23 protein-coding genes are annotated in these 22,465 nt (G+C 40.3%); 2 read left to right on the top strand and 21 right to left on the bottom strand.

The annotated features are described in order from the left end of the window. Positions 1–9 precede the first annotated feature (9 nt). Together ADS77_RS22675 and ADS77_RS08565 are read left to right on the top strand one after the other, a co-directional pair. Positions 10–2,850 carry a flagellar hook-length control protein FliK gene (locus tag ADS77_RS22675; protein WP_054453894.1) on the top strand — a complete coding sequence of 947 codons (2,841 nt, stop codon included), beginning with the start codon at positions 10–12 and terminating at the stop codon, positions 2,848–2,850. Positions 2,851–2,865: 15 nt separating this feature from the next. Continuing rightward, positions 2,866–3,174: an EscU/YscU/HrcU family type III secretion system export apparatus switch protein gene (locus tag ADS77_RS08565; RefSeq protein WP_054203288.1), complete on the top strand. Its 309-nt coding sequence runs from the start codon at positions 2,866–2,868 to the stop codon at positions 3,172–3,174. 265 nt (positions 3,175–3,439) lie between these two features. On the opposite strand, the gene ADS77_RS08560 is transcribed toward ADS77_RS08565, so the two are convergent. The 21 genes from ADS77_RS08560 to fliM form a co-directional block, all read right to left on the bottom strand. After that, on the bottom strand, positions 3,440–3,844 hold the full coding sequence (locus ADS77_RS08560; RefSeq protein WP_054453892.1) for a DUF2802 domain-containing protein: 405 nt from the start codon (positions 3,842–3,844) through the stop codon (positions 3,440–3,442). A gap of 16 nt (positions 3,845–3,860) precedes the next feature. Then, a complete protein-coding gene (locus tag ADS77_RS08555) occupies positions 3,861–4,358 on the bottom strand; it encodes a chemotaxis protein CheW (protein WP_054453890.1) in 498 nt (165 codons plus the stop codon). A gap of 19 nt (positions 4,359–4,377) precedes the next feature. Continuing rightward, the gene (locus ADS77_RS08550; RefSeq protein ID WP_054203291.1) at positions 4,378–5,172 is read right to left on the bottom strand and encodes a chemotaxis protein CheW; all 795 of its coding nucleotides are present in this window, start codon (positions 5,170–5,172) and stop codon (positions 4,378–4,380) included. Positions 5,173–5,175: 3 nt separating this feature from the next. Further along, entirely contained in the window at positions 5,176–5,946 is a 771-nt protein-coding gene (locus ADS77_RS08545) for a ParA family protein (RefSeq protein ID WP_054203292.1), read from the bottom strand. An 8-nt stretch (positions 5,947–5,954) separates the two neighbouring features. After that, positions 5,955–6,914, bottom strand: coding sequence for a flagellar motor protein MotB (locus ADS77_RS08540; protein WP_054203293.1), 960 nt, complete (start codon positions 6,912–6,914; stop codon positions 5,955–5,957). Positions 6,915–6,919: 5 nt separating this feature from the next. Then, positions 6,920–7,684 (bottom strand): flagellar motor protein, encoded by a 765-nt coding sequence (locus ADS77_RS08535; RefSeq protein ID WP_054203294.1) that lies wholly within the window; start codon positions 7,682–7,684, stop codon positions 6,920–6,922. Further along, positions 7,677–8,831: a chemotaxis response regulator protein-glutamate methylesterase gene (locus tag ADS77_RS08530; RefSeq protein ID WP_054453888.1), complete on the bottom strand. Its 1,155-nt coding sequence runs from the start codon at positions 8,829–8,831 to the stop codon at positions 7,677–7,679. Before ADS77_RS08530 ends, ADS77_RS08535 begins: the two co-directional genes overlap by 8 nt. 66 nt (positions 8,832–8,897) lie before the next feature. After that, positions 8,898–11,081 carry a chemotaxis protein CheA gene (locus tag ADS77_RS08525; RefSeq protein WP_054203296.1) on the bottom strand — a complete coding sequence of 728 codons (2,184 nt, stop codon included), beginning with the start codon at positions 11,079–11,081 and terminating at the stop codon, positions 8,898–8,900. A gap of 14 nt (positions 11,082–11,095) precedes the next feature. Then, positions 11,096–11,860 (bottom strand): protein phosphatase CheZ, encoded by a 765-nt coding sequence (locus tag ADS77_RS08520; RefSeq protein WP_054203297.1) that lies wholly within the window; start codon positions 11,858–11,860, stop codon positions 11,096–11,098. Between the two features lie 17 nt (positions 11,861–11,877). Continuing rightward, complete coding sequence (gene cheY, locus ADS77_RS08515; RefSeq protein WP_054203298.1) at positions 11,878–12,261, bottom strand: chemotaxis response regulator CheY; 384 nt, start codon at positions 12,259–12,261, stop codon at positions 11,878–11,880. Between the two features lie 40 nt (positions 12,262–12,301). After that, positions 12,302–13,012 carry an RNA polymerase sigma factor FliA gene (locus ADS77_RS08510; RefSeq protein WP_054203478.1) on the bottom strand — a complete coding sequence of 237 codons (711 nt, stop codon included), beginning with the start codon at positions 13,010–13,012 and terminating at the stop codon, positions 12,302–12,304. Between the two features lie 26 nt (positions 13,013–13,038). Then, entirely contained in the window at positions 13,039–13,899 is an 861-nt protein-coding gene (locus ADS77_RS08505) for a MinD/ParA family protein (protein WP_054203299.1), read from the bottom strand. Beyond that, positions 13,892–15,370 (bottom strand): flagellar biosynthesis protein FlhF, encoded by a 1,479-nt coding sequence (flhF, locus tag ADS77_RS08500; protein WP_054203300.1) that lies wholly within the window; start codon positions 15,368–15,370, stop codon positions 13,892–13,894. Before flhF ends, ADS77_RS08505 begins: the two co-directional genes overlap by 8 nt. A gap of 23 nt (positions 15,371–15,393) precedes the next feature. Further along, positions 15,394–17,502, bottom strand: a complete 2,109-nt coding sequence (gene flhA / locus ADS77_RS08495; RefSeq protein ID WP_054203301.1) for a flagellar biosynthesis protein FlhA — start codon at positions 17,500–17,502, stop codon at positions 15,394–15,396. 93 nt (positions 17,503–17,595) lie between these two features. Beyond that, positions 17,596–18,726: a flagellar biosynthesis protein FlhB gene (gene flhB / locus ADS77_RS08490; protein WP_054203302.1), complete on the bottom strand. Its 1,131-nt coding sequence runs from the start codon at positions 18,724–18,726 to the stop codon at positions 17,596–17,598. A gap of 9 nt (positions 18,727–18,735) precedes the next feature. After that, entirely contained in the window at positions 18,736–19,515 is a 780-nt protein-coding gene (gene fliR / locus ADS77_RS08485) for a flagellar biosynthetic protein FliR (protein ID WP_054203303.1), read from the bottom strand. Between the two features lies 1 nt (position 19,516). Then, a complete protein-coding gene (locus tag ADS77_RS08480; protein ID WP_054203304.1) occupies positions 19,517–19,786 on the bottom strand; it encodes a flagellar biosynthetic protein FliQ in 270 nt (89 codons plus the stop codon). 44 nt (positions 19,787–19,830) lie between these two features. Then, complete coding sequence (gene fliP, locus ADS77_RS08475; protein ID WP_054203305.1) at positions 19,831–20,571, bottom strand: flagellar type III secretion system pore protein FliP; 741 nt, start codon at positions 20,569–20,571, stop codon at positions 19,831–19,833. 1 nt (position 20,572) lies between these two features. After that, complete coding sequence (gene fliO / locus ADS77_RS08470) at positions 20,573–20,959, bottom strand: flagellar biosynthetic protein FliO (RefSeq protein ID WP_054203306.1); 387 nt, start codon at positions 20,957–20,959, stop codon at positions 20,573–20,575. Then, positions 20,956–21,354 (bottom strand): flagellar motor switch protein FliN, encoded by a 399-nt coding sequence (gene fliN, locus ADS77_RS08465; protein ID WP_054203307.1) that lies wholly within the window; start codon positions 21,352–21,354, stop codon positions 20,956–20,958. The genes fliO and fliN overlap by 4 nt, the downstream gene beginning before the upstream one ends. An 18-nt stretch (positions 21,355–21,372) precedes the next feature. Then, the gene (gene fliM / locus ADS77_RS08460; protein ID WP_054203308.1) at positions 21,373–22,464 is read right to left on the bottom strand and encodes a flagellar motor switch protein FliM; all 1,092 of its coding nucleotides are present in this window, start codon (positions 22,462–22,464) and stop codon (positions 21,373–21,375) included. Position 22,465 lies beyond the last annotated feature (1 nt).

The raw sequence follows: 22,465 nt of genomic DNA, 5'->3' as shown, positions 1-22,465 counted from the left end.
TTTAAAATAATGAATAAACCTACACAGATATCTTTAGCTAACTCACTGACTGTTAACCAGCCTGCAGTCGGTGCTACGCAGCAAACAATCATCTCAGGTGAACAAACACTCAGCGCGAAAAATATCGTGTTTGCTAAAGGCTCTGTACAGATAGATATACTTGTTGATAAACACTGGCAAACGTTACGCTTAGCAACCACTCAATCTCCTGAGCAGGCGCAAAAGATTTCCAGTGCGCAAGTACAATTAAGTGCTGATGGTAAACAACTCACCATTTTACCAACGCAACTAAATATCCCTTTAACACAACATAAGCAGCTACAAAGTTTATTAAATTTCATAAACACTGGCAGTCAGTTAGACAATAAACCTTTCCCGGTTAATGTGATTACTGCGCCAATTGCAAAATTACTTATTAGCCAATTGCACGCCAGCTTACCGCTTAATAAAGAAGTCGCTCAGTTATTACAGGCAGAGCAACCTTTACAAGCGCTCATTAATGTCCAAGATAAAAACTTTAGGTTAACCGTAATTAATCGCTTTGCCGACAACCTCCATCAGCAACCTATTAGCCAAGGAAAACTAGCAACATGGCTTGCGAGTCTTGTTCCTCTAGCACAATTAAAAACGGTAAATAAAAGCGTACAATTAACTATTCCACAACAAAAAAATGCATTTAACATTCCAGTAAAAACTGAGCATGTACATCAACTCAGCAATACGATGCAAAAAGTCACTCTTGCAGCAGTGAATGAACAACTACAGATTAAAACGCATGTACCCAGTGTTGATCTTGTTTTAAAAAATTCTCTTACTCATACATTTAATTCATTACTCAGTGCTCAGCATTTAGCAAAGACAACTGCACTTTCGCAAGCAAATACGGTTACCTCAAGCCCTTCACTTTCCAGCAATAGCCCTATTAGCTCATGGTTGCAACATAGTTTCGCTGATTTAAAAACACGTATTAAAGATGCTGTGCAATACTTTGAAAATAAGCCGTTTACTAAGCCAAGCCCCTCTTTTAACAAAGACGAAATGAGTCAACCTCCATCACCGCGTACAATCAAAAAAATGGAATTGGCAACCCTATTACCTGAGTCATTGCGCAGAATTAACTTAACAGCCCTTGCTAATAATAATCTAGACCCACTACAAGCTGATATCAGTAAAGGGTCTTCGCTACCTAAACATTTTCATTCATCGCCTCCCTTAGTGCAATTTTTCCAACAAGTTAAAGCTGCGCTGAATACGTTAACAACACCAATACAGCCAGCGGTAGCAAACACTCAACATGCTGCCACTGAATTACCACTAAATAAATTAGACTCATTAAAGACTGTAAATACCCAGATGCCAACCTCTTCAACCAGTAACCGGCAAACAGCTGAGACGGGGCTATTTTTAACGCAAACAACCCCTAACTCACAAACAAAAATGGGGCAAGCTAATACGGACAAGGGATCGCAGATTACACCGACCGAAAAAATTCAGACTCCTGTGCTTAAAGAGCCTTCCATACCGTCTTCTATAAAGGATGACGCGACTGTTCGAATACCGAAAAGTGTGCCTATGAATGAACCTCTGATAACTAATTCAGCACAATCTCGAGATAAGAGTAAAATAAAAACACCTATTAATGAACTCGTTCAGAAACCCCTCCCCATCGACGAGAATAAAAATAAATCGACACAAACGAGTTCGCATTACGGCACAGTCAAAAACGTTGAAGTAGTAGAATCAAATAAAGTAACGCTTAAACCTGCTCATGCTCCTATACACAGCTCAATAGACTCAATGAAGCAAAGTCTTACTGCTAACATCAAAACAACACCACAAATGCATAACCCCTCAATACCGACGCTAAAAGCACCACTAACAGTATCGCCAATAGCAAGTCAATTAAGCCTACCCATTGAGGCAAAACTACTAGCCCCTTTATTAAATATGCCGATAGAAAAAACACCTCCTTATACACTATCGCATATATCACACAGTGAAAAAAATTTACTGTCTCGTCAAATACTCTCAGCAAAAATAGAGCAGTTAGCACAACCGAAATTTAGTGATAATGTTGATCTTAACCGCCTTGTTAATCAGGCCTTTAGCCGTATGATTGATAGCCAATCACATCAACCCTTGACCATTCAACGGGAAATCCTCAGTATAATTCAACCACAAAGCCTCCCCGCAAGTGCACTACACATGAGTTTTAGCCAAGCCATTGAGCACTTAACTGTTAGTATTTTAGCCGCACCGGCTTTAAATACGATCAGCGCATTGACGTTTAACGGCCAAAATTCTGTTGATGCATTATTGCAGGTGCTTGTACCAAACTTCAAAGCGGTTAATAGCCAAAAATTACAAGAGCAGCTGCTGCAAGCAAATAGCCAAGTCTTAGCGGCCGACTTGAGTCAAATAAAAACAGCACTAAGCCAAGTAACGACAACTCCAATAAACCAACAGCCAGATACCAACCCACTGGTGCAATTTTTACTGCCTATGCGGCTGCCACCAGAAGCAGCACAAACAGAAATATCACTTGGCCAATATAAAAAACCCAGTAAAGATAAGTTAGAGGCCAAGAATGTCTGGTTTGTACGTTTAAATTTTGACTATGCCACATTAGGTCAATTACAAATTACTGCGGAGTTAATGGATAAAGCATTAGACTGTAAGTTACTCGCATCTAGCCAAGAAATAACGGCTATGGCGCATCCGCATATAGAGAGTCTTCGGCACAAGCTCACAGCGCATGGTTTACAAGTGGGAGAGCTTAACCTTAGCCAAGGTGCGCCACAGCATCAGGCATTTTACCAATCCCACGCCATTATTAATATTAAAGTGTAGTTATGAGGTGTAGTTATGAATGAAGAGCCAAAACAAAAGTCGGCAATAGGCTTACTCTATGAAGCAGGCCGAGCACCTACCGTTAGCAGTAAAGGTTTTGGGGAGCTTGCAGATGAAATAATTAAAGCAGCCCAAGAAAAAGGTATTTTAATACATAAAGACGAAGCGCTGGCAAAAACACTGTCTCATTTAGAGCTTGGTGAAGAAATTCCAAAAGAGCTTTATTACGTTATTGCAGAGCTTATCGCATTTTCATATGTTTTAAGAGGTAAGTTTCCGCCAGGCTGGCAAGACTTCCACGGCAAATTAAATATAAAAGCTTAAAACCCTTTATTCATTGCTAATTGAATTTTCTGTCGCATGCTTGCTATTTAAATATAGCAAAATCTATGTAGTGTGATTACTTCATATAAAAAGGTGATAACACGGTATAACTACCAAACACGCACTGCTTGAACATTTTACTTAAGAGATATTGGCTTCTTGTAGCTCAATTCTTACTTAGCCCACAAGTCTCATGCCGTGATTAAGATTGAAAGTTCACTCATTAAAGTATCTGCAGTCCTTAAACTTATATAAATAAAAGGCGCTAACTAGCGCCCTTCTGTTGATGTAACGACATGAGTAACTCAGCTTCAGCACGCGGCAATTCGCATTCTCGAATGATCTCTTCTATATCTGCACCAAGTTCAACCATTTTCACTGCGCGTGAATAAATTTTCGCATCAGGGTCATCGTATTTTTGCGCATCTTGTTGCTGTGCAAGCTCTTGATTACGCTGCTCTACAGTCACCAAGCGCTTACCGATACTAAGCATACCAGTTCGCATTTCTGCAACTTCACTTCGCAAAATATTGGTTTGCTGTAGTACATCGCTCAATTTTTTTTGATGTAGAAATTCAATCTGAGATATTTTTCTATTCATGACATATAAAACAATAAAGCACACTAATATCAAAATTAGTGCGCCACAAACTAAAGAGAGTAACAACATAGTTTATCTGTAAGCGTTAAATATCGCTTAACTCATCCCACTCTTCATCATTTAGTAATTTATTTAAATCAACTAGAATGAGTAACTCACCATCACGGTTGCTTACACCTTGAATAAATTTAGCACTTTCTTCAGTGCCTATATTTGGTGCGCTGTCTATTTCTGAACTTCGAAGGTAAACAACTTCTGCAACGCTATCAGCAAGAATACCAATAACCTGCTCTTCCGCTTCAATAATCAAAACACGTGAGTTATCAGTAGTTTCCGCTGACATCAAACCAAAGCGTGAGCGAGTATCAATAACTGTCACTACGTTACCGCGTAAGTTAATGATCCCCAACACGTAACTTGGCGCACCAGGGACTGGGGCTATTTCAGTGTAACGCAAAATTTCTTGCACCTGCATTACATTGACACCGTAGGTCTCTGATTCAAGTTTGAATGTTACCCACTGCAATACTTCATCATTGCTATCGGCATTTCTACTGCTTGATAATACTCTTTTTTCGCTCATGCTATTACTCCGAATATCGTTACTGCTCACGGCTATCTAAGCCTTGCTCCAGTAATTGATTTAAATTTTCAACATCAATTAAGGCACACATTTTTTCTTTAATAACACCGGCAAGCCAAGGGCGCTTGCCATTTTTTGTCCGCCACTTAACATCTTCACTACGCAGTGTAATATTATTAACTAACTTTTCAGCTAACAACCCCCACTGGCTATCACCTAACGTGATCAGGTATTGGTAATTTAGCTTATCTTCTAATTCTTGTGTATACTTTTCAGGCATTACCCATCGAGCAGTATCCACAACATTTAGGTTTTCCTCACGGTTTAACATGACTCCTTTAAACCATTTTGGTTTCCCAAACAATTGATTCACTTCGCTTAACTGATGTATACCACCTAGCGCTTTTAACGGTACGGCAAGCGTTAAACCCGCCACTTCAAAGAACAACGCTTGAAATTCACCATCAAAATAATCCTCTTGACGTTGAATAGGGGTTTTCGGCTGCGTTGTACTAAGTTTCGGCTCAGTATTTGCTATACCTTTGATCTTAGCTTGGATCTGTGGTTTCTCAAGGACGGGGTTTAATTGTTCAGTAATTTCTTCTTCATGAGGCTTCACATCTTCAAGCGCATCCAACATTATAATTGGTTGTTGCGATGCCTTTGCTGGTAAATCTGTATTTTTTTGAGTTGAAGTAACTTGCTCAAGCAATTTAGCTACAGGCTGTAAATCAGTTGAATCTTCGTCCTCGCACAGTAAAGCCCCCAAATATTGGGTCATAACTTTTTCATTAGCAAATAACTGCTTGCTCATTAATTAACCTTGTTCAATCAAATAATCGAGTAATGCACGATAGGCGTATACACCACGAGATCGTGGACAATACTGAATGGGCACCTGTTGAGCAAGACTCGCATCACGAAATTTAGTATCTACTGGTATTACTCCAGGCCACACTTTTTCTTGATATGTTTGTTGCAGTGTTTTGTATGCTTCAAGAGAAGCATTAGTTCTCTTATCATACATTGTAGGGATAATGGTATATTGATACTGCTTTGATTGCGAGCTTTGCATTAACTCCATAGTTCGCATCATTCTATCCAGCCCTTTTAATGCTAAAAACTCCGTTTGTACCGGAACTAAAATACGCTCACTTGCAGCCAAAGCATTCACCATAAGAACACCAAGTACTGGTGGACAATCTAAAATAGCGTAATCATAATGATCACTAATTTTTGCTAAGGCTTTTTTTAATATCAACCCCATACCTGTTCTATTACCCATACTGCGATCGAGCGTCGCAATTGCCATGGTGGCCGGCAGGATATCTAAATTATCTATATTAGACGGACATAAAGCCTGTAAAATTTCTTCACTTTGCATCGAGTTACCCCGTGCAAAAATATCGTAAACACTGACTTCTAAATCTTCAGAGTCAATTCCAAAATAATAAGTTAATGATGCATGAGGATCAGTATCAATCAATAATACTCGCTTTCCCTGCAGCGCTAAAATACCAGCAAGACTGACAGCAGTGGTTGTTTTACCCACTCCGCCTTTTTGATTTGCCACCGTCCAAATTTTCACATCACACCTTATTTTTTTTCGTTGCGCGTTGTAATTCGTATTCCACCATGTGGTAATTGGATCACTTTAATAGTGTTATCGTCCGATGGCAACTCAATTGATTCAAGTTCGGGCTCTTCGATTGCTGGGCCACCTTCTACTTTCAGTATTTTTGGCGGTAATCCATATTTAGATAAGGCAACAACCACTTTACGATTTTCAGCGCGCCCTTGTTCTGTATCATTATCAGCAAATGGCGAATATTGACCGTAACCCTCAATTGCCATTCTGGCAGGGTTTATACCTAGGGCTTCTAACTCGACTAAAATAGAAGTTGCACGAGATACTGATAGCTCCCAATTAGAACGGTAAATTTCGTTCTGTATAGTCTCATTATCCGTATAACCACGCACTCTTATATAATTATCAACGGGCGCTATTATATCTTTAACGACACCGATCACCGTTTTCGCACGACTATGTGCGACAGCACTCCCGCTAGAAAATAGCATGCCTGAACTTAACTCAATAATTAACCAATCTTGATGTAATTCTAAACTTGCTTCACCATCACGAATTTCATCAATCAGTGCTGATTGCAATTTAGTTAACAAACTATCTAAGGGTTTGCCTAAATGTTTTTGTTTAATGTTACTAGTCTCACTTTGCCCATCGAGTAATTCGGGCCCAGCTTCTTGTTTTTGTATGCTTTCACCAAACAACAAGTCATTTTCTGGCGTAACGCGGTCAGTCAATAATCCTGTGCCTGTAACACCTTTACCTTCTTGACTATGTTGGCGAGCTGATTGATCAAACACCTGCTCCAATGAATCTGATAGTATTTGAAAGCTTTCATCTTTATTGATTGCTATTGCATACATAACAACAAAAAACGCAAACATAATTGTCATGTAGTCAGCATAAGATACAAGCCAACGCTCAGTGTGCTGATTGCTTGCTGCTGAAGAACGAAGACGACGGCGGATCATAAATATTACTCTTGCATCAAGTTAGGGCGCTCAACGCGATATGCTTCTAGCTTTAATTCAATATTTGCTGGGCTGTCACCTTGGCTCATTGCAATGATGCCTTCAGCTAATAGTTCATGTAAAAGCATTTTTTGTTCAACTTGATATTTTAGCTTATTCGCCATAGGTAAAAATAAAAGATTTGCCAAACCGACACCGTAAATAGTTGCAATAAATGCCGTAGCGACACCTGCGCCAAGTTTTTCCGGTTCGGTAATAAATGACATTGCCTGAATCAGGCCAAGCACTGCCCCCAGAATACCTATCGTGGGACTGTAGCCCCCTAAAGCCTCATAAACTCGACTTGATTCAAGTAGACGATCTCGCTCTAGTAATAAATCGATTTCAAGTGCATCACGAAGCTTATTCTCGCTTGCACCATCAATGAGCAAACTGAGGCCTTTCGCCGCATAGGGGTCCGGGTGGGTAAGAGCTGCATCCTCAAGAGCTAAATACCCCTCCTGACGAGCTTTATGAGACCATGCTTTTACTTGCTCAATCGCACTATCTATATCGCGTTTTGGCGGGAAAAAAACCCAATGGCTAATTTTTAAGGCTTTAATGAAAGTACTTGCTGGAGATTGCAACATCACAGCACCTAATGTACCACCGAGCACTATAACTAAAGCAGGACCATTGAATAAGGCACTAACAACGCCTCCCTCTAGTACATAACCAAAAGCAATCGCGCCTAACGCGATTGCTAAACCAAAAAAAGATAACTTATCCACAACCTATCTCTCGAACGATTCGCCCTGCTACTTCATCGAGCGCAAGACTTGCAGATGATAGACCTGCATTCGCAACGGCTTGTGGCATACCATAAACAACACTTGTTTTTTCGTCTTGTGCCCAAATAGTTGCCCCTGCTTGTTTAAGCATTCTAGCACCGTCGCGGCCATCAGCTCCCATACCAGTCAACACAACTGCTAATACATCACCTTGGTAAGCTTTTGCAGTACTTGCAAAGGTTACATCTACGCTTGGCTTATAAGTGATCCTAGCACTATCGTCTTCAAATACCTTTAATGTTCGACTGCCACCACGCCCCTCAATCAGCATTTGCTGACCTCCTGGCGCGAGGTAGGCGACACCAGGTAACAGTCTGTCACCTTGTTGTGCTTCTTTTACTTTAATTTGACACAACCCATTTAAACGAGCCGCAAAAGCAGGTGTAAACGCTGCAGGCATATGCTGTATCAGTAAAATAGGATGAGGGAAATTGGCTGGTAACTTTGTTAAAATTGCTTGCAATGCAACGGGCCCACCCGTTGATGTTCCTATCGCGACAATTTGGTATTTTTTTCCTGATGCACGTAAACTATTAGATGACGCTACAGAAGGACTGGCAGGTCTACTGCTAAAAGTACGATCAGGCTGAGGAGTTGTTAACGATCGCGCTGAAACTCCACCGACCCTTGTTGGTGTTTTAGGTGCTGTTGGTCGTGTTTGAGCTGTTGGCCTACTAATACGTGATAGGCGCCTGCGGCTAATTTCTTTTACTTTATTTTGTAATAACTTAACTGCGTCTTCATTATTACGAGCGATATCTTCAAATTTTTTCGGTAAAAAATCCAAAGCTCCAGCATCAAGCGCATCTAATGTTGCTGTTGCACCATCACGGGTTAATGAAGAAAACATTAAAATAGGTGTAGGGTTTGCAGCCATGATTTCTTTCACAGCACTAATACCATCAAGCACAGGCATTTCGATATCCATGGTGATTACATCTGGACGTAACTGACTGGTCTTTTCTACTGCTTCACGGCCATTAACCGCAAAACCAATAACTTCAATATCCTTATCTTGCTCTAGTATTTCACTCACACGGCGACGAAAAAAACTAGAATCATCAACAACTAATACTTTAACTGCCATTGGTATTCTCTTGTTAAGTTTATCAACGGGAGTAATTTAGACTCCCGTATTAAGATAAATATATGGTTATCCTGCGTAATGCTTCAATAGATTAGGAACATCTAAAATCAAGGCGATACCACCGTCTGAGGTAATTGTTGCCCCAGCCATACCAGGTGTCCCTTGCAATAAAGCATCCAATGGCTTGATTACTACTTCTTCTTGGCCTATTAAAGAATCCACCACAAAACCAACTTGCTGAGTTCCGATTTGCACAATAACCACATGGCCTTGTGCTTTTCGTAATGATCTATCAGCTCCTTTGACCAACCAATGCTCTAAATAAAACAGCGGTATCGCTTTCTTACGAACGATAATAGTCAACTGACCATCAACCACATTCGTTTTAGTTAAATCCAAATGAAATATTTCATTTACACCGGCCAAAGGTAAAGCAAATGTTTGCTCACCAACTACCACCATTAATGTGGGTAGAATCGCTAAAGTTAACGGCACTTTGATTTCAAGTATAGTGCCAACACCTAATTCCGATTGGATATTAACGGAGCCATTAAGCTGCGTGATTTTGGTTTTCACCACATCCATTCCAACACCACGCCCTGATATATCTGAAATCTCTTCTTTGGTAGAAAAGCCTGGTGCAAAAATTAAGTTATAGGCTTCAGTATCAGATAATCGACTCGCTTGATCATGATCTAACACGCCTTTATTAATCGCGATCTTTTTAAGTTTCTCTGCATCCATTCCTGCGCCATCATCTTTGATGGTCAGTAAAATATGATCGCCTTCTTGAGAAGCTGAAAGTGTGACTGTACCTGTTCGAGATTTACCACTTGCTTCACGCACGTCTGGCATTTCAATCCCGTGGTCAACAGAGTTACGTACTAAATGCACTAATGGGTCAGCTAAAGCTTCAACTAGATTTTTATCTAGGTCAGTTTCTTCACCAACAAGTAATAAGTTTATATCTTTTTTCAAACTACGCGCTAAATCTCTTACAACTCGTGGGAAACGACCAAACACTTTCTTAATCGGCTGCATTCGGGTTTTCATTACGGCACCTTGTAAATCAGCCGTAACGACATCGAGATTAGAGATAGCTTTACCCATAGTTTCGCTATCAGTATTTGTTGCTAAGCTTACTAAACGATTACGAACCAATACTAATTCACCGACCATATTCATTATTTGGTCAAGGCGCTTAGTATCAACACGAACTGTTGTTTCTGCTTGCGTTGGTGCTGGTTTTTTAGCTACCGCAGCTGGTTTATCAGCAACTTTTGCAGGCTGACTCACTGGTGCTGGCTTAGAAACTGGCGCAGGAGCAGCAGCTTTAGGTGCTGCGGGTGCTACTTTTGGAGTAGCCGCTGCAATAGGTGCTTCTTCTGTCGCTTTTGGAGCACTGCCTTTACCATGTAATTCATCAAGTAATGCTTCAAATTCATCATCACTGATTTCATCATCGGTTTGACTTACCACGGGTTTATTTACCGGTGCTATTGGGTCTTTTGGTGCTTCAGGTTTGCTGACCGGAATATCATTACTAACAGCACCAAAACTACCTACACCATGTAATTCATCCAATAAATTATCAAACTCGTCATCGGTTATATCACTACTATTAGCACTACTTGCCGTCGTACTTGATATTATCGGACTTTGTCCTTTGCCATGAAGTTCATCAAGCAAATTTTCAAATTCATCTTCCGATATATCATCAATTTGTGTATCGGCTTGCGGGCTATCTACTTGTCCATCAAATAACAAATCAAATGCAAATGGATCGTCACCTGAAGCTGACTCATCATTTACTTCAGCTGGTGCTTCTGTAACTTCGATGGCGCTTTCTTCATCAGCTGTGGGCGGTTGCCCCAATCTATGCATTATCGCTAATAATTCAGGATCAGCAGGGGTCGGCTTTTCTCTACTTTGAATTGTAGCGAACATCTCATTTATAGTATCTAATGCTTGTAGGATAACATCCATCAGCTCAGAATTTACTTTTCGAACACCCTGGCGTAACAAATCAAAAACATTCTCTGCACCATGACAAGCATCAACTAACTCGGTCATGCTTAAAAAACCGGCGCCGCCTTTAACCGTATGAAATCCACGGAAAATTGCATTGAGCAACTCGGTATCATCAGGGTTATTTTCAAGTTCTACTAGCTGTTCTGATAAAAGCTCAAGAATTTCTCCAGCTTCAACTAGAAAATCTTGTAAAATATCTTCATCGACTTCAAAGCTCATGCAGTCTTCTCCTCTTAGAAACCCAAGCTTGATAACAAATCATCAACTTCATCTTGTCCTGAGACAACATCATCACGTGATTCTTTATCAATTATTGGCCCTTCAGGACCTGCAAGTGTATCTTCAGCAGGCGGTGTTTCAATGGCTTGTTGTTGTACTTTAGTGTCGCCATCATCATGGGTACCAAATGCAGTAAGCAAATGGATTAAGCTATCTTCAACTTCTCTTACAAGTTCAATAACACGGCGAATTACTTGCCCAGTTAAATCTTGATAATCTTGTGCCATCAATACATTGGTCATTAGACCTTGTAATTCATCAGTCTTAGAATGCGAGTTATTCATAAACTTATCTAAGCTATGGCAGAGCGTTTTAAACTCGCCCAATTCAATTTCACGGTTCATCAAACGATCCCATGTGGGTTTGATATGTGAAATTTCATCTGCTAGTTGCTGAGCTATAGGTAAACTAGCCTCTACCGCATCCATCGTTTTATTAGCAGCACTTTCTGTCATTTCCATAACATAATTGAGCCGCTGTTTAGCATCCGGTAAGGCTTCGGTGGTTAAATCAGCTAGACGTGTATCGAGTTCAAAATTTTTCAGCGCATCATGAAGTTGGCGAGTTAACTTACCAACTTCTGCAAAAAGTTCTGACTGCTCTTTTGACGCCGCATCTAGAATTAGTTGATCAGCTTTGTCTTGTTCACCGTTTTCTAAGTAAACCACAAGCTGACGGGCTTGCTCTAAACTGATCTGAGGCGCAGCAGGTGCTGACATAAGCCTCTCCTCTTTATTTAACCTAAACGCTCAAACACTTTTTCCAATTTGGTTTTTAGTGTTGCTGCAGTAAATGGTTTAACGATGTAGCCGTTAACGCCGGCTTGTGCAGCAGCTACAATTTGTTCTTTTTTAGCTTCTGCGGTTACCATTAACACTGGAATATGCTTAAGCGTATCATCCGCTCTGATTGCTCTTAGCAAATCAATACCTTGCATTCCAGGCATATTCCAGTCTGTCACAACAAAATCAAACTCTTGATTTTGCAGCATCGGCAAAGCTGTTGAGCCATCATCAGCTTCTTGCACATTAGTAAAACCTAAATCCCTTAACAGATTTTTGATAATACGTCTCATCGTCGAAAAGTCATCAACAACAAGAATTTTCATGTTTTTATCCAAAACATCCTCCGGTGAGGTCTGAACCTATATTTACTTACTACTAGTTTATCCAGTCATTGATTTTTGCTTTAAGCTTAATCATCGCCTGACCATGTATCTGACTCACACGCGATTCACTTACATCGAGTATGTGCCCAATTTCTTTTAAATTCATTTCATCATTGTAGTAAAGCGATAGCACTAAACCATCTCGTTCTGGTAAAGACTTTATTGCCTCTAGCAATGATTGATTAAACTTATCATTTTTAACATTATTAAAAGGCTTATCTAGTGCTAAATCATGTCCAACTGGTGTAATTACATCTTCATCAACACCAAGGTCTTCAATGCCTAGTATTTTACTAGAATTCACATCATTAAGAATATGATGGTACTCATCTAGCGTAATATCAAGTTTTTCAGCAACTTCAATATCTTTTGGTTCACGATTAAGTCCACTTTCTAACTCTGATATCGCTTCTGCAACCATACGACTATTGCGATGCACCGATCTTGGAGCCCAATCACCACGCCTCATTTCATCAAGCATAGCACCACGAATACGAATACCTGCAAATGTTTCAAAACTGGCGCCTTTAGTGGCGTCAAAGTTTTTCGAGGCTTCAATTAAACCAATCATTCCTGATTGAATTAAATCATCCAACTGTACACTTGGTGGTAAACGAGCAATTAAATGGCACGCCACTTTTTTGACTAATGAAGCATGGCGCTCAACAATCACATTTAAGTTCTGTGTAGATTGATATCCCATCGCTTTATTCACCGATGCCGTCATAATTAGCCGTTTACTAATTTTTCTATGAAAAATTCTAAATGGCCAGATGGTTGATTAGGTATAGGCCATTTTACTGCTTTTGTCGCGAGTGTTTTAAATGCAATTGCAGCTGGTGAGCTAGGAAACAGCTCTACGATTACTTTTTGACGGCGCGTAGACTTTCGCATATTTTCATCATAAGGCACCGTTGCAACTAGTTCCATCGACACATCTAAAAAACGATCTGTGACTTTAGATAACTTTGCAAATAACTCATGACCTTCACGTATACTGCGTACCATATTAGCGACTATTTTGAACTTGTATACGCCGTGTTCACGACTTAATATTTTAATAAGCGCATAGGCATCAGTAATTGAAGTGGGCTCGTCACATACGACAACCATCACATCTTGTGCGGCGCGCGAAAAACTGAGCACCATATCTGAAATACCGGCTGCAGTATCAACAATTAATATATCAAATTCGGTATTTAGCTCACTAAAGGCACGAATAAGACCGGCATGCTCTGATGGCGATAATTCAACCATACTCTGCGAGCCGGAGGTAGCGGGGACTATTTTTATCCCTGCGGGGCCTTCAACTAAAATTTCATCGAGCTCACATTCACCCGACAATACGTGAGACAAGTTACGCTCAACACGTAATCCTAACATCACATCACAGTTTGCTAGGCCTAAATCGGCATCCAATACTAATACTCTGTTTCCGAGTTGACCCAAAGCAATCGCAGTATTAAGTGAAACGTTTGTTTTACCAACGCCTCCCTTACCACCAGTGACAGCGATAACCTTAACGCCGTTATTATTGTTTTGACTCATTTTACGCAGGCCACTTGCTTGATCTAATACTGTGTTAATCATACATCCCTACTGTGCTTGACGCTACTGCTTGACGTCGCGAATGTTGTGCTTTTGTTCTTTTTAAATACAATTGTTCAGCTTTTTTTACTAATTTCTCTGCATTAGCCACCCGGATGTCCTCAGGGACTCGCTGACCATTAGTAAGATACCCTATTGGGAGGCGATTTTGAATCGCTATACTAATTATCTCACCTAAACTTAGTGATTCATCTAATTTGGTGAAAATACAGCCACTTAATTGTACTTTTTTAAAGTGTCTTACGGTTTCTTGTAAAACGTTAATTTGCGCTGTTGCACTAAGCACCAAGTAATTGCGAATATCAACTCTTTGATTGCGCATTAAGGTGTTTAATTGCTCTGTTAAACGTAAATCACGCTGACTCATTCCCGCCGTATCTATTAATACTAGACGCTTATTTCGTAAATGGTATAAAACTTCAGCTAATTCATTAGCATCTTTAACTTGCTTAACACCACAGCCGATAATACGTCCGTATGTAGCTAGTTGCTCATATGCACCAATACGGTATGTATCTGTTGTGATCAGTGCCACTTTATCAGCGCCATACTTTTGTGCACCCAACGCAGCAAGTTTTGCAACTGTCGTCGTCTTACCAACCCCTGTTGGACCTACTAATGCAAATACACCACCTTGACGTAATATTTCATTATTAGTTGTATGCATCTGATTTTCAATCATTTGCAATAAGGCTTGCCATGCTTGTTGACGTGATACATCGTCAGGAATAAAGCATGCCATTTGGTCTGCAACTTCACTATCAATCCCCATACCTATCAAGCGATCTATCATGCATGCTCTTGTTGGGTCACGACGAGCCATATCCTGCTGCATTAAACCTGATACTTGATGCTCTAACAACTGACGCATTGCGGCCATTTCATCACGCATTGCTGTTATCTCATCTGTTTTTGCAACCTCTTTAGTAGGCATTGAGGTATCTAGATCATCAAAATCACGGTCTAAGTCGTCATCAAAACCTAAGCTATGAGCTTGAGTTTGTGGGCGTGACACTGGCGCGGTATCTCGATGATAAAAATCTTGTTTAGGCTTTACTTCACTGTGTTGACGAGCACTGTGTTTTTGTTCTTGGTATTGGCTGCCTGTATCAAATCCAGATTGACTAAACATTGATGCAAGTTCAGGTGAGCGTGGACGTGGTGTTTGACGCTCTAACAATGCTTGCAAGCTATCTGCAACTTTTGCTTGTGGTTCAGGCTGAGAGCGCTGTGGTGCTGGCTTTACAAAGTTTGAATTTGTTTGTGCCTGCGCAATAGCTGGTTTTGCTTCAGGCGCTTTTGGGGCTGCTTTGTCATAATCAACAGCGGCAACGATTTCAACACCGTTCGCAAGTTTTTTATTTGACATAATAACCGCATCAACACCTAGTTCATCTTTTACTTCTTTAAGTGCCGTGCGCATATCTTTAGCAAAAAAACGTTTAATTTTCATAATTCAACCCCTTTAAAATCCGATTATTGGCCTACTGAGCTGACAATCTTGATCTGTCTTTCGTCTGGTACCTCTTGATAAGACATCACCCGTAACCCTGGTATGGTGTACTTAACAAAACGAGATAACACAGTGCGTAACATTCCTGACGTTAGCAATATCGAAGGTTCACCGGCCATTTCTTGATTTTGATGCGCTTCATTTAATGATTGCTGAAGTCGCTCTGCAAGTCCTGGTTCAATTCCGGCACCTTCGTCGCCTGCATTCTGTAGTGACTGATGCAACATCTGTTCCAACTCAGGCGCCAAGGTTATGACAGGGATTTCTGATGACATACCAACAGCGTCCTGAACAATTAATCTACGCAGTGAAATTCGCACTGCAGCCGTTAATACATCAGGGTCTTGGCTACGTGGGCCATACTCTACTAGGGTTTGTACTATTGAACGCATATCGCGTATTGCGACACCTTCATTTAATAAATTTTGTAAAACTTTAACGATTGTTGTCAACGGTAATACATCTGGGACTAAACCTTCAACTAAACGAGGGTGACTCTTAGCTAGCATATCAAGTAAATTTTGTACTTCTTCATGGCCAAGTAGTAAAGCTGCACTATTTGTAAGTAGTTGACTAATATGGGTCGCGACGACAGTGGCAGCATCTACAACGGTGTAACCTAATGATTGCGCTTCATCTTTTTGATCGGGTTTAATCCAAACTGCATCTAAACCAAAAGCAGGGTCTTTCGTCGCAATCCCTTTAATCGCTCCAAACACTTGTCCCGGGTTAATCGCTAACTCGTCACCATGTTTAAGCTCCCCCTCACCACTTGAAACACCCATCAGAGTAATTCTGTATGCGTTTGGATCTAATTCTAAGTTATCGCGAATGTGTACTGGCGGTACCAAAAACCCTAACTCTTGAGAAAGCTTTTTACGTACACCTTTAATTCGATTTAGTAGCTCACCACCTTGTGATTGATCAACGAGCGGAATTAAACGATAGCCCACTTCCAAACCAATAACATCGACTTGCTGAACATCATCCCAGCTAAGTTCTTTTTGCTCTTTTTTATTTGCAACACCTGTTCCTGATGCACCACCATTCGCTGTTTCAGCTTCTTTTACCGCTGCGGCTTTGATCTTACTTTGTTGAGTGTAATATGCTAAATACCCCAGTAGTGCACCAAGGCTTAAAAATGCAAAGTGTGGCATGCCTGGCACTAAGCCCATTACAATCAAAATGCCTGAGGCGATAAATAGTGACTTTTCATTGCCAAGTTGTTTCTTAAATTGATCACCCATATTGAGCGATTCATTTTGACGGGTTACTACAATGGCCGTACCAATTGAAAGGAGTAATGAAGGTAATTGAGCAACTAGGCCGTCACCAATAGTAAGCAAAGTGTACACTTCCATTGCATTACTAAAACTTAAGTCATGTTGGATCATTCCAACAAATAAACCACCTACAATATTGATAATCAAAATAACGATACCGGCTATGGCATCGCCTTTTACAAACTTACTGGCACCATCCATAGAACCATAGAAATCAGCCTCGCGAGTAACCTCTTCACGACGGTCACGTGCTTGCTCAGCGCTTATAAAGCCTGCGTTCAAATCAGCATCAATTGCCATTTGCTTACCTGGCATTGCATCAAGGGTAAAGCGTGCAGATACTTCTGAGATACGGCCCGCACCCTTAGTGATTACTACAAAGTTGATGATGATCAGAATTAAAAACACCACTAGACCAACTGCGTAATTTCCGCCAATTACTACGGAGCCAAAGGCTTCAATAACTTTACCTGCAGCATCGCCTCCATTATGGCCTTCTAAAAGTACAACTCGAGTGCTGGCAACATTGAGCGCTAAACGCATGATGGTTGCAATAAGAAGTACAGCTGGAAACATGCCAAATTCTACTGGCTTCATGGTGTAAACTGTCACCAATAACACAACTAGTGCTAAAGCTATATTAAACGAAAAAAGAATATCGAGTAAAAATGGCGGTAACGGTAAAATCACCATTCCCAGCGCAGCAAGTACCAGTAAAGGGGTACCTACACCTTTTAAATACTCTTTTTTATCTCTATTAAGTTGTTGTAATACAGCTTTAAATTCCATAATTCTACAATTTCAAAAAATTGACACTACACGGAATTTGCAATAACTATTCCAGTTATTAATTATTTATTAAAATAGGTTAATAACTAAAAATCAATGCTTGTAGGCATCGGGGATGGGGAGGTTTTTATTAAGTTTTGTCGGGCGTTTACCACGGCCTTTTTGAAAGCGCTTAAGCTGAAAGACAAATGCGAGCACTTGCGCTACAGCCGTAAATAATTGATCCGGTATTTGATCGCCCACCTCAGCGGTATGATATAACGCACGCGTAAGCATTGGGGATTCTACAATTGGCACTTCATTACCTAATGCTACTTTTCTAATTTGCATAGCCATCTCATCCACACCTTTAGCAAGCACGATTGGTGCACCTGCACGCTCTGTGTCGTACTTTAATGCAACTGAGTAATGTGTTGGGTTAGTAACAACAACGTCAGCATCGGGCACATCTTGCATCATTCTACGTTGAGACATTTGTCTTTGAGTTTGCCTAATCCGCGCTTTTATTTGCGGATCACCTTCGGAGTTTTTATATTCATCTTTTACTTCCTGTAAAGTCATTTTAAGTTGTTTATGATGAGTATGACTTTGATAAGGAGCGTCTATTGCTGCAATAATTGCCATGGTGCATGTGAGTCCTAAAAACATCCACGCTAAAATTTCTAAAGAATGAAGAATGTTCCCGGGCGCCCCCTCAATACTCAGATGTAGAATTTCATCAAAAAAGGTATTAATCAAAAAAACAGCAAAACCGGCGACCACTGTAAATTTTAAAATAGATTTAATCAATTCAACGCCTGCTTGCGGCCCAAGCATGCGTTTAATACCTTTAGCTGGGGACATTTTACTCGCTTTGGGTGCCGCAGCTTCCCAGCTAAAATTGAAGCCGCCTAACAGTGTATTACCAATAATACCCGCTAAAACAATAATAAAAACAAACATCGCCATTGGAAAAACAAGTGCATCGGCAACTTCAGCCCAAACAGAGAACATCTTTGTTGTATCGTATGTTTCACTGCGATTTAAACTAAGCATTCGGCCCATAATATTATACAGACCCTTACCTATATCAGGGCCGTACATTAATAAGGAGATTGCAGAAAAAATCAGAACGAACATAGTACCCAACTCTTTTGAACGGGCTACTTGGCCTTTCTTTTTCGATTCATCTATTTTTTTACCCGTGGGTTCTTCTGTTTTTTCTTGACCTGAATCTTCAGCCATCACTGCCTCCTAAGGGGAACAACCAACTAAAGTACACATTAGCTCAACCATTTTTAACCATTGAAATTCAAATTGAGTCATAAAGTTACCAAGGGTAGCCCAAATAATGACTAAACCGGCCACCAATGTAAACGGAAAACCAATTGAGAAAATATTTAACTGCGGGGCTGCTCGGGTCATCACGCCAAATGACAGACTTATAACAAGCATTGCAGTTAAAGGTGCAAGTGAAAGAACTAATGCAGTGGTAAACATCCAGCCCCCCCAAGTAACAATATCCCAATAATGATCAACCGCCCACCACGTACCATCTATTGGTAATACTTGAAAACTATGTACCACCATTTGAATCATCATTAAATGACCATTAAAAACAAAAAAGAGTAAGGTGGCTAAGATTAAATAAAATTGCCCTACTGCTGGCACACTCATACCGTTTGAGGGATCAACTACCGACGCAAAACCAAGGCCTGTTTGCATTGCCAATATTTGCCCTGCTATTACAAAGGTATTTAGCATAAGCAGCGAAGCAAACCCAATTGCAACCCCAATCAACATTTGTTGGATCACCACAAGAACCATTTCAAATGAAAATAAATTATTGAAACTAGCGGGGGGCAGTACTGGGACAACAAGAAAAGTAGTGACTACAGCAAGACCCATTTTTATACGTGTAGGGACATTTTTTGCACCAATACCCGCCATTACCATGATCATTGAGCTAATGCGTACTAGTGGGAGTAAAAAATCGCTGAGCCATTGAATTATTACTGAAAAAGGAAATTCCATATTAACCTGCAATTTCAGGAATAATCAGCACCATGCGTGTAAAAAAATCCATTAACTCTTGCGTTAACCAATGCCCACCGACGATCAGGGCGCTAATCGTAATTAATAAACGTGGTAAAAAACTTAATGTTTGCTCATTAATTGACGTTGCAGCTTGAAACACGGCAACGACTAAACCTATTATCAGACCAGGTACAACGATTGCCGAAACTAATTTAATAACAAGAAACAAAGCGCCACTTAAAATATCAACAAATACTTCTGGTTCCATACTAGCCTCTTAATATTTAAAAGCGCTTCTATTAATAAACATTGTCATTCGCCAAGACCAAAACTTTTTGCCAATGTCCCCATTACTAAACTCCAGCCATCAACAAGTACAAACAACATTATCTTAAATGGCATGGATACAATCATTGGCGATAACATCATCATACCCATGGCCATTAATACTGATGCAACCACTAAATCAACAATCAAAAAAGGAATGAAGAACATGAAACCGATGATAAATGCAGTCTGTAATTCACTGGTGACAAATGCGGGGATAAGTACTATTAATGGTGTATCTTCGGGTGAATCTAATTTATCGTAACCGGCTATTTTTGCAAACGTTTCAATATCTTTAATACGTACTTGTGACAGCATAAATGCTTTCATTGGTTCTTTTGCAAGCTCAAGGGCTTGTACGGATGTTACTTGCTCATTGAGATAAGGCTCAATCGCTTGCTCGTTCACCTTTTGATAAACCGGCGCCATGATAAAAATACTTAAAAATAGTGACATACCTAAAAGTATTTGGTTTGAAGGCGTTTGCTGCAACCCAATTGCTTGACGCAAAATAGCTAATACAACAATAATACGAGTAAATGAAGTCATCATAATAATTGCCGCTGGAATAAAACTCATAGCGGTCATTATCGCAAGTACTTGCAAAGTCACAGAGTATTCTTGTGAACCATCAGCATTGGTAGTGATGTTCAGGGCTTCAATCCCTTCGGCACTTACAGAGGGCACAAAAACAAGGGTAAGAAGAATAAGCAGCCACTTAGTCATATTATAGATTCTTTTTATTTTGATTCGATTGTGGGTTTAGTAACTTGCTAAAGCGTTGTACTAATGCCGGTAACTCTTTTTCTGTTAGCGGGGTTTCGAGTTTATGTAAGTAATTGATGCTATGAGGAGTTACCCCTAGTAAATGCTGACAATTATCAATTTCAACCACCATTAACCGCTCACGAGTACTAAGTGGCAAACTTCTCACAATTTTAAATTCGTCACTGTTAGCAATATTCGGGTTGAGCTTTTTAACCAAAAAAGCCAGTATCACTATCAATACTAGCACCATGACTAATGACATAACCATCGAGATTAAATCGCCAGAAGCGGCAGCTTTCGGTATGACTGAGCTGCTCGCTGTTGATAATAAAAGCCAACTGCTCATCGCAGTTTTTTAATCCGTTCAACCTGGCTTATTACGTCAGTTAAGCGTATACCAAATTTATCATTTACGACGACAACCTCTCCATGCGCGATCAAGGTACCATTAACGAGTACATCTAATGGTTCACCCGCAACGCGATCTAGTTCAACAACCGAGCCTTGGTTTAGCTGAAGTAAATTACGAATATTAATTTTAGATCGCCCAACTTCCATTGAAATTGTAACGGGTATATCTAAAATAGTATCAAGCTTGCGCTTTTCATCGCTGCTCATTTCATGCTTAGCATCACTTAACTCATCAAGTTCAGCAAGTTGTGCATCGCCGCTATCATCGGTGCCTTCTGCTTCAGCTAACGCAGCAGCCCACTCATCCATTGTATCTTGGTCATCGCTCATACATTTAACCCTATTTCTTTACCAGTCTAAATCTACACCATCTGAAAGGTGTAAGTCATCTTCTAGTTCTGCTAATTCTGCATCTGAATCAAGTTTTTTGCCACCTTTAGTAAAGACGTGCAGTTCTGATTTAACTGATTCAGGACGTTTAATTTTTTCACTGATTTGTAAAGCTACATTATCGCGAGAGCGGCCCATTTTCGCCCTATAGGTAGGTAAGTCTTCAACAAATACAGTAATATGTTCAGGCATTTCAACTGGAATTATATCGCCAGCTTTAAGTTCCATAATTTGCGCTAAAGTTAAATCAACTTCAAGTAGTTGCGTTGACATTTCAACTTCTACATCCATTATTTCATCGCGCAGCGCCTTACTCCAGCGAAGATCTGTATCTTCTGTATCTGATTGCACACCGGCATCGAGTAGTTCACGAATAGGTTCAAGCATGGAATATGGAAGTGCAATATGAAAATCCCCGCCGCCGCCATCTAATTCAATGTGGAATGAGCTTATTACCACCACTTCTGTGGGGCTCACAATATTCGCCATAGCAGGGTTTACTTCTGAATCAAGATATTCAAATGAGACATCCATAACCGGCGCCCATGCTTCTTTATAATCTTCAAAGATTATTTTTAGTAGCATTTGCACAATACGTCGTTCGGTGGGAGTAAATTCACGGCCTTCTATTTTTGCATGGTAACGGCCGTCACCACCAAAGAAGTTATCCACTAAAATAAATACTAACCGTGCCTCCATGGTGATCAATCCAGTCCCTTTTAGAGGACGAAAACGCACCATGTTCAAACTTGTTGGCACAAATAAAGTGTGGATATATTCACCAAACTTTATCATTTGCACGCCATTTATGGATACTTCTGCCGTACGTCGCATCATATTAAATAAACTGATCCGCATATGGCGAGCAAAGCGCTCGTTAACAATTTCCAACGTTGGCATGCGGCCACGAACAATACGGTCTTGTGAGGAGAAATCATATTGGAGTGTATTACCACTACCATCTTCACCATCTTGTATATCTTCCTCTTCAACATCATCAACACCATGTAAGAGGGCATCAATTTCGTCTTGGGATAATAAATCGCTCACG

Source organism: Pseudoalteromonas porphyrae (assembly GCF_001298125.1).
GTDB lineage: Bacteria > Pseudomonadota > Gammaproteobacteria > Enterobacterales > Alteromonadaceae > Pseudoalteromonas > Pseudoalteromonas neustonica.
The sequence above is the reverse complement of the archived record's forward strand: the minus strand, read 5'-3'. Positions and strand labels throughout refer to the sequence as shown.

What these genes read in the sequence shown, in the direction of transcription:
- ADS77_RS08540 (WP_054203293.1), bottom strand. Translation starts at nt 6,914, where the DNA reads ATGATCCGCCGTCGTCTTCGTTCTTCAGCAGCAAGCAATCAGCACACT.
- ADS77_RS08505 (WP_054203299.1), bottom strand. Translation starts at nt 13,899, where the DNA reads ATGATTAACACAGTATTAGATCAAGCAAGTGGCCTGCGTAAAATGAGT.
- ADS77_RS08555 (WP_054453890.1), bottom strand. Translation starts at nt 4,358, where the DNA reads ATGAGCGAAAAAAGAGTATTATCAAGCAGTAGAAATGCCGATAGCAAT.
- ADS77_RS08525 (WP_054203296.1), bottom strand. Translation starts at nt 11,081, where the DNA reads ATGAGCTTTGAAGTCGATGAAGATATTTTACAAGATTTTCTAGTTGAA.
- ADS77_RS08530 (WP_054453888.1), bottom strand. Translation starts at nt 8,831, where the DNA reads ATGGCAGTTAAAGTATTAGTTGTTGATGATTCTAGTTTTTTTCGTCGC.
- flhF (WP_054203300.1), bottom strand. Translation starts at nt 15,370, where the DNA reads ATGAAAATTAAACGTTTTTTTGCTAAAGATATGCGCACGGCACTTAAA.
- flhA (WP_054203301.1), bottom strand. Translation starts at nt 17,502, where the DNA reads ATGGAATTTAAAGCTGTATTACAACAACTTAATAGAGATAAAAAAGAG.
- fliN (WP_054203307.1), bottom strand. Translation starts at nt 21,354, where the DNA reads ATGAGCGATGACCAAGATACAATGGATGAGTGGGCTGCTGCGTTAGCT.
- flhB (WP_054203302.1), bottom strand. Translation starts at nt 18,726, where the DNA reads ATGGCTGAAGATTCAGGTCAAGAAAAAACAGAAGAACCCACGGGTAAA.
- fliP (WP_054203305.1), bottom strand. Translation starts at nt 20,571, where the DNA reads ATGACTAAGTGGCTGCTTATTCTTCTTACCCTTGTTTTTGTGCCCTCT.
- ADS77_RS08565 (WP_054203288.1), top strand. Translation starts at nt 2,866, where the DNA reads ATGAATGAAGAGCCAAAACAAAAGTCGGCAATAGGCTTACTCTATGAA.
- ADS77_RS08550 (WP_054203291.1), bottom strand. Translation starts at nt 5,172, where the DNA reads ATGAGCAAGCAGTTATTTGCTAATGAAAAAGTTATGACCCAATATTTG.
- ADS77_RS08560 (WP_054453892.1), bottom strand. Translation starts at nt 3,844, where the DNA reads ATGTTGTTACTCTCTTTAGTTTGTGGCGCACTAATTTTGATATTAGTG.
- ADS77_RS22675 (WP_054453894.1), top strand. Translation starts at nt 10, where the DNA reads ATGAATAAACCTACACAGATATCTTTAGCTAACTCACTGACTGTTAAC.
- ADS77_RS08480 (WP_054203304.1), bottom strand. Translation starts at nt 19,786, where the DNA reads ATGGAACCAGAAGTATTTGTTGATATTTTAAGTGGCGCTTTGTTTCTT.
- fliO (WP_054203306.1), bottom strand. Translation starts at nt 20,959, where the DNA reads ATGAGCAGTTGGCTTTTATTATCAACAGCGAGCAGCTCAGTCATACCG.
- ADS77_RS08510 (WP_054203478.1), bottom strand. Translation starts at nt 13,012, where the DNA reads ATGGGATATCAATCTACACAGAACTTAAATGTGATTGTTGAGCGCCAT.
- ADS77_RS08520 (WP_054203297.1), bottom strand. Translation starts at nt 11,860, where the DNA reads ATGTCAGCACCTGCTGCGCCTCAGATCAGTTTAGAGCAAGCCCGTCAG.
- fliR (WP_054203303.1), bottom strand. Translation starts at nt 19,515, where the DNA reads ATGGAATTTCCTTTTTCAGTAATAATTCAATGGCTCAGCGATTTTTTA.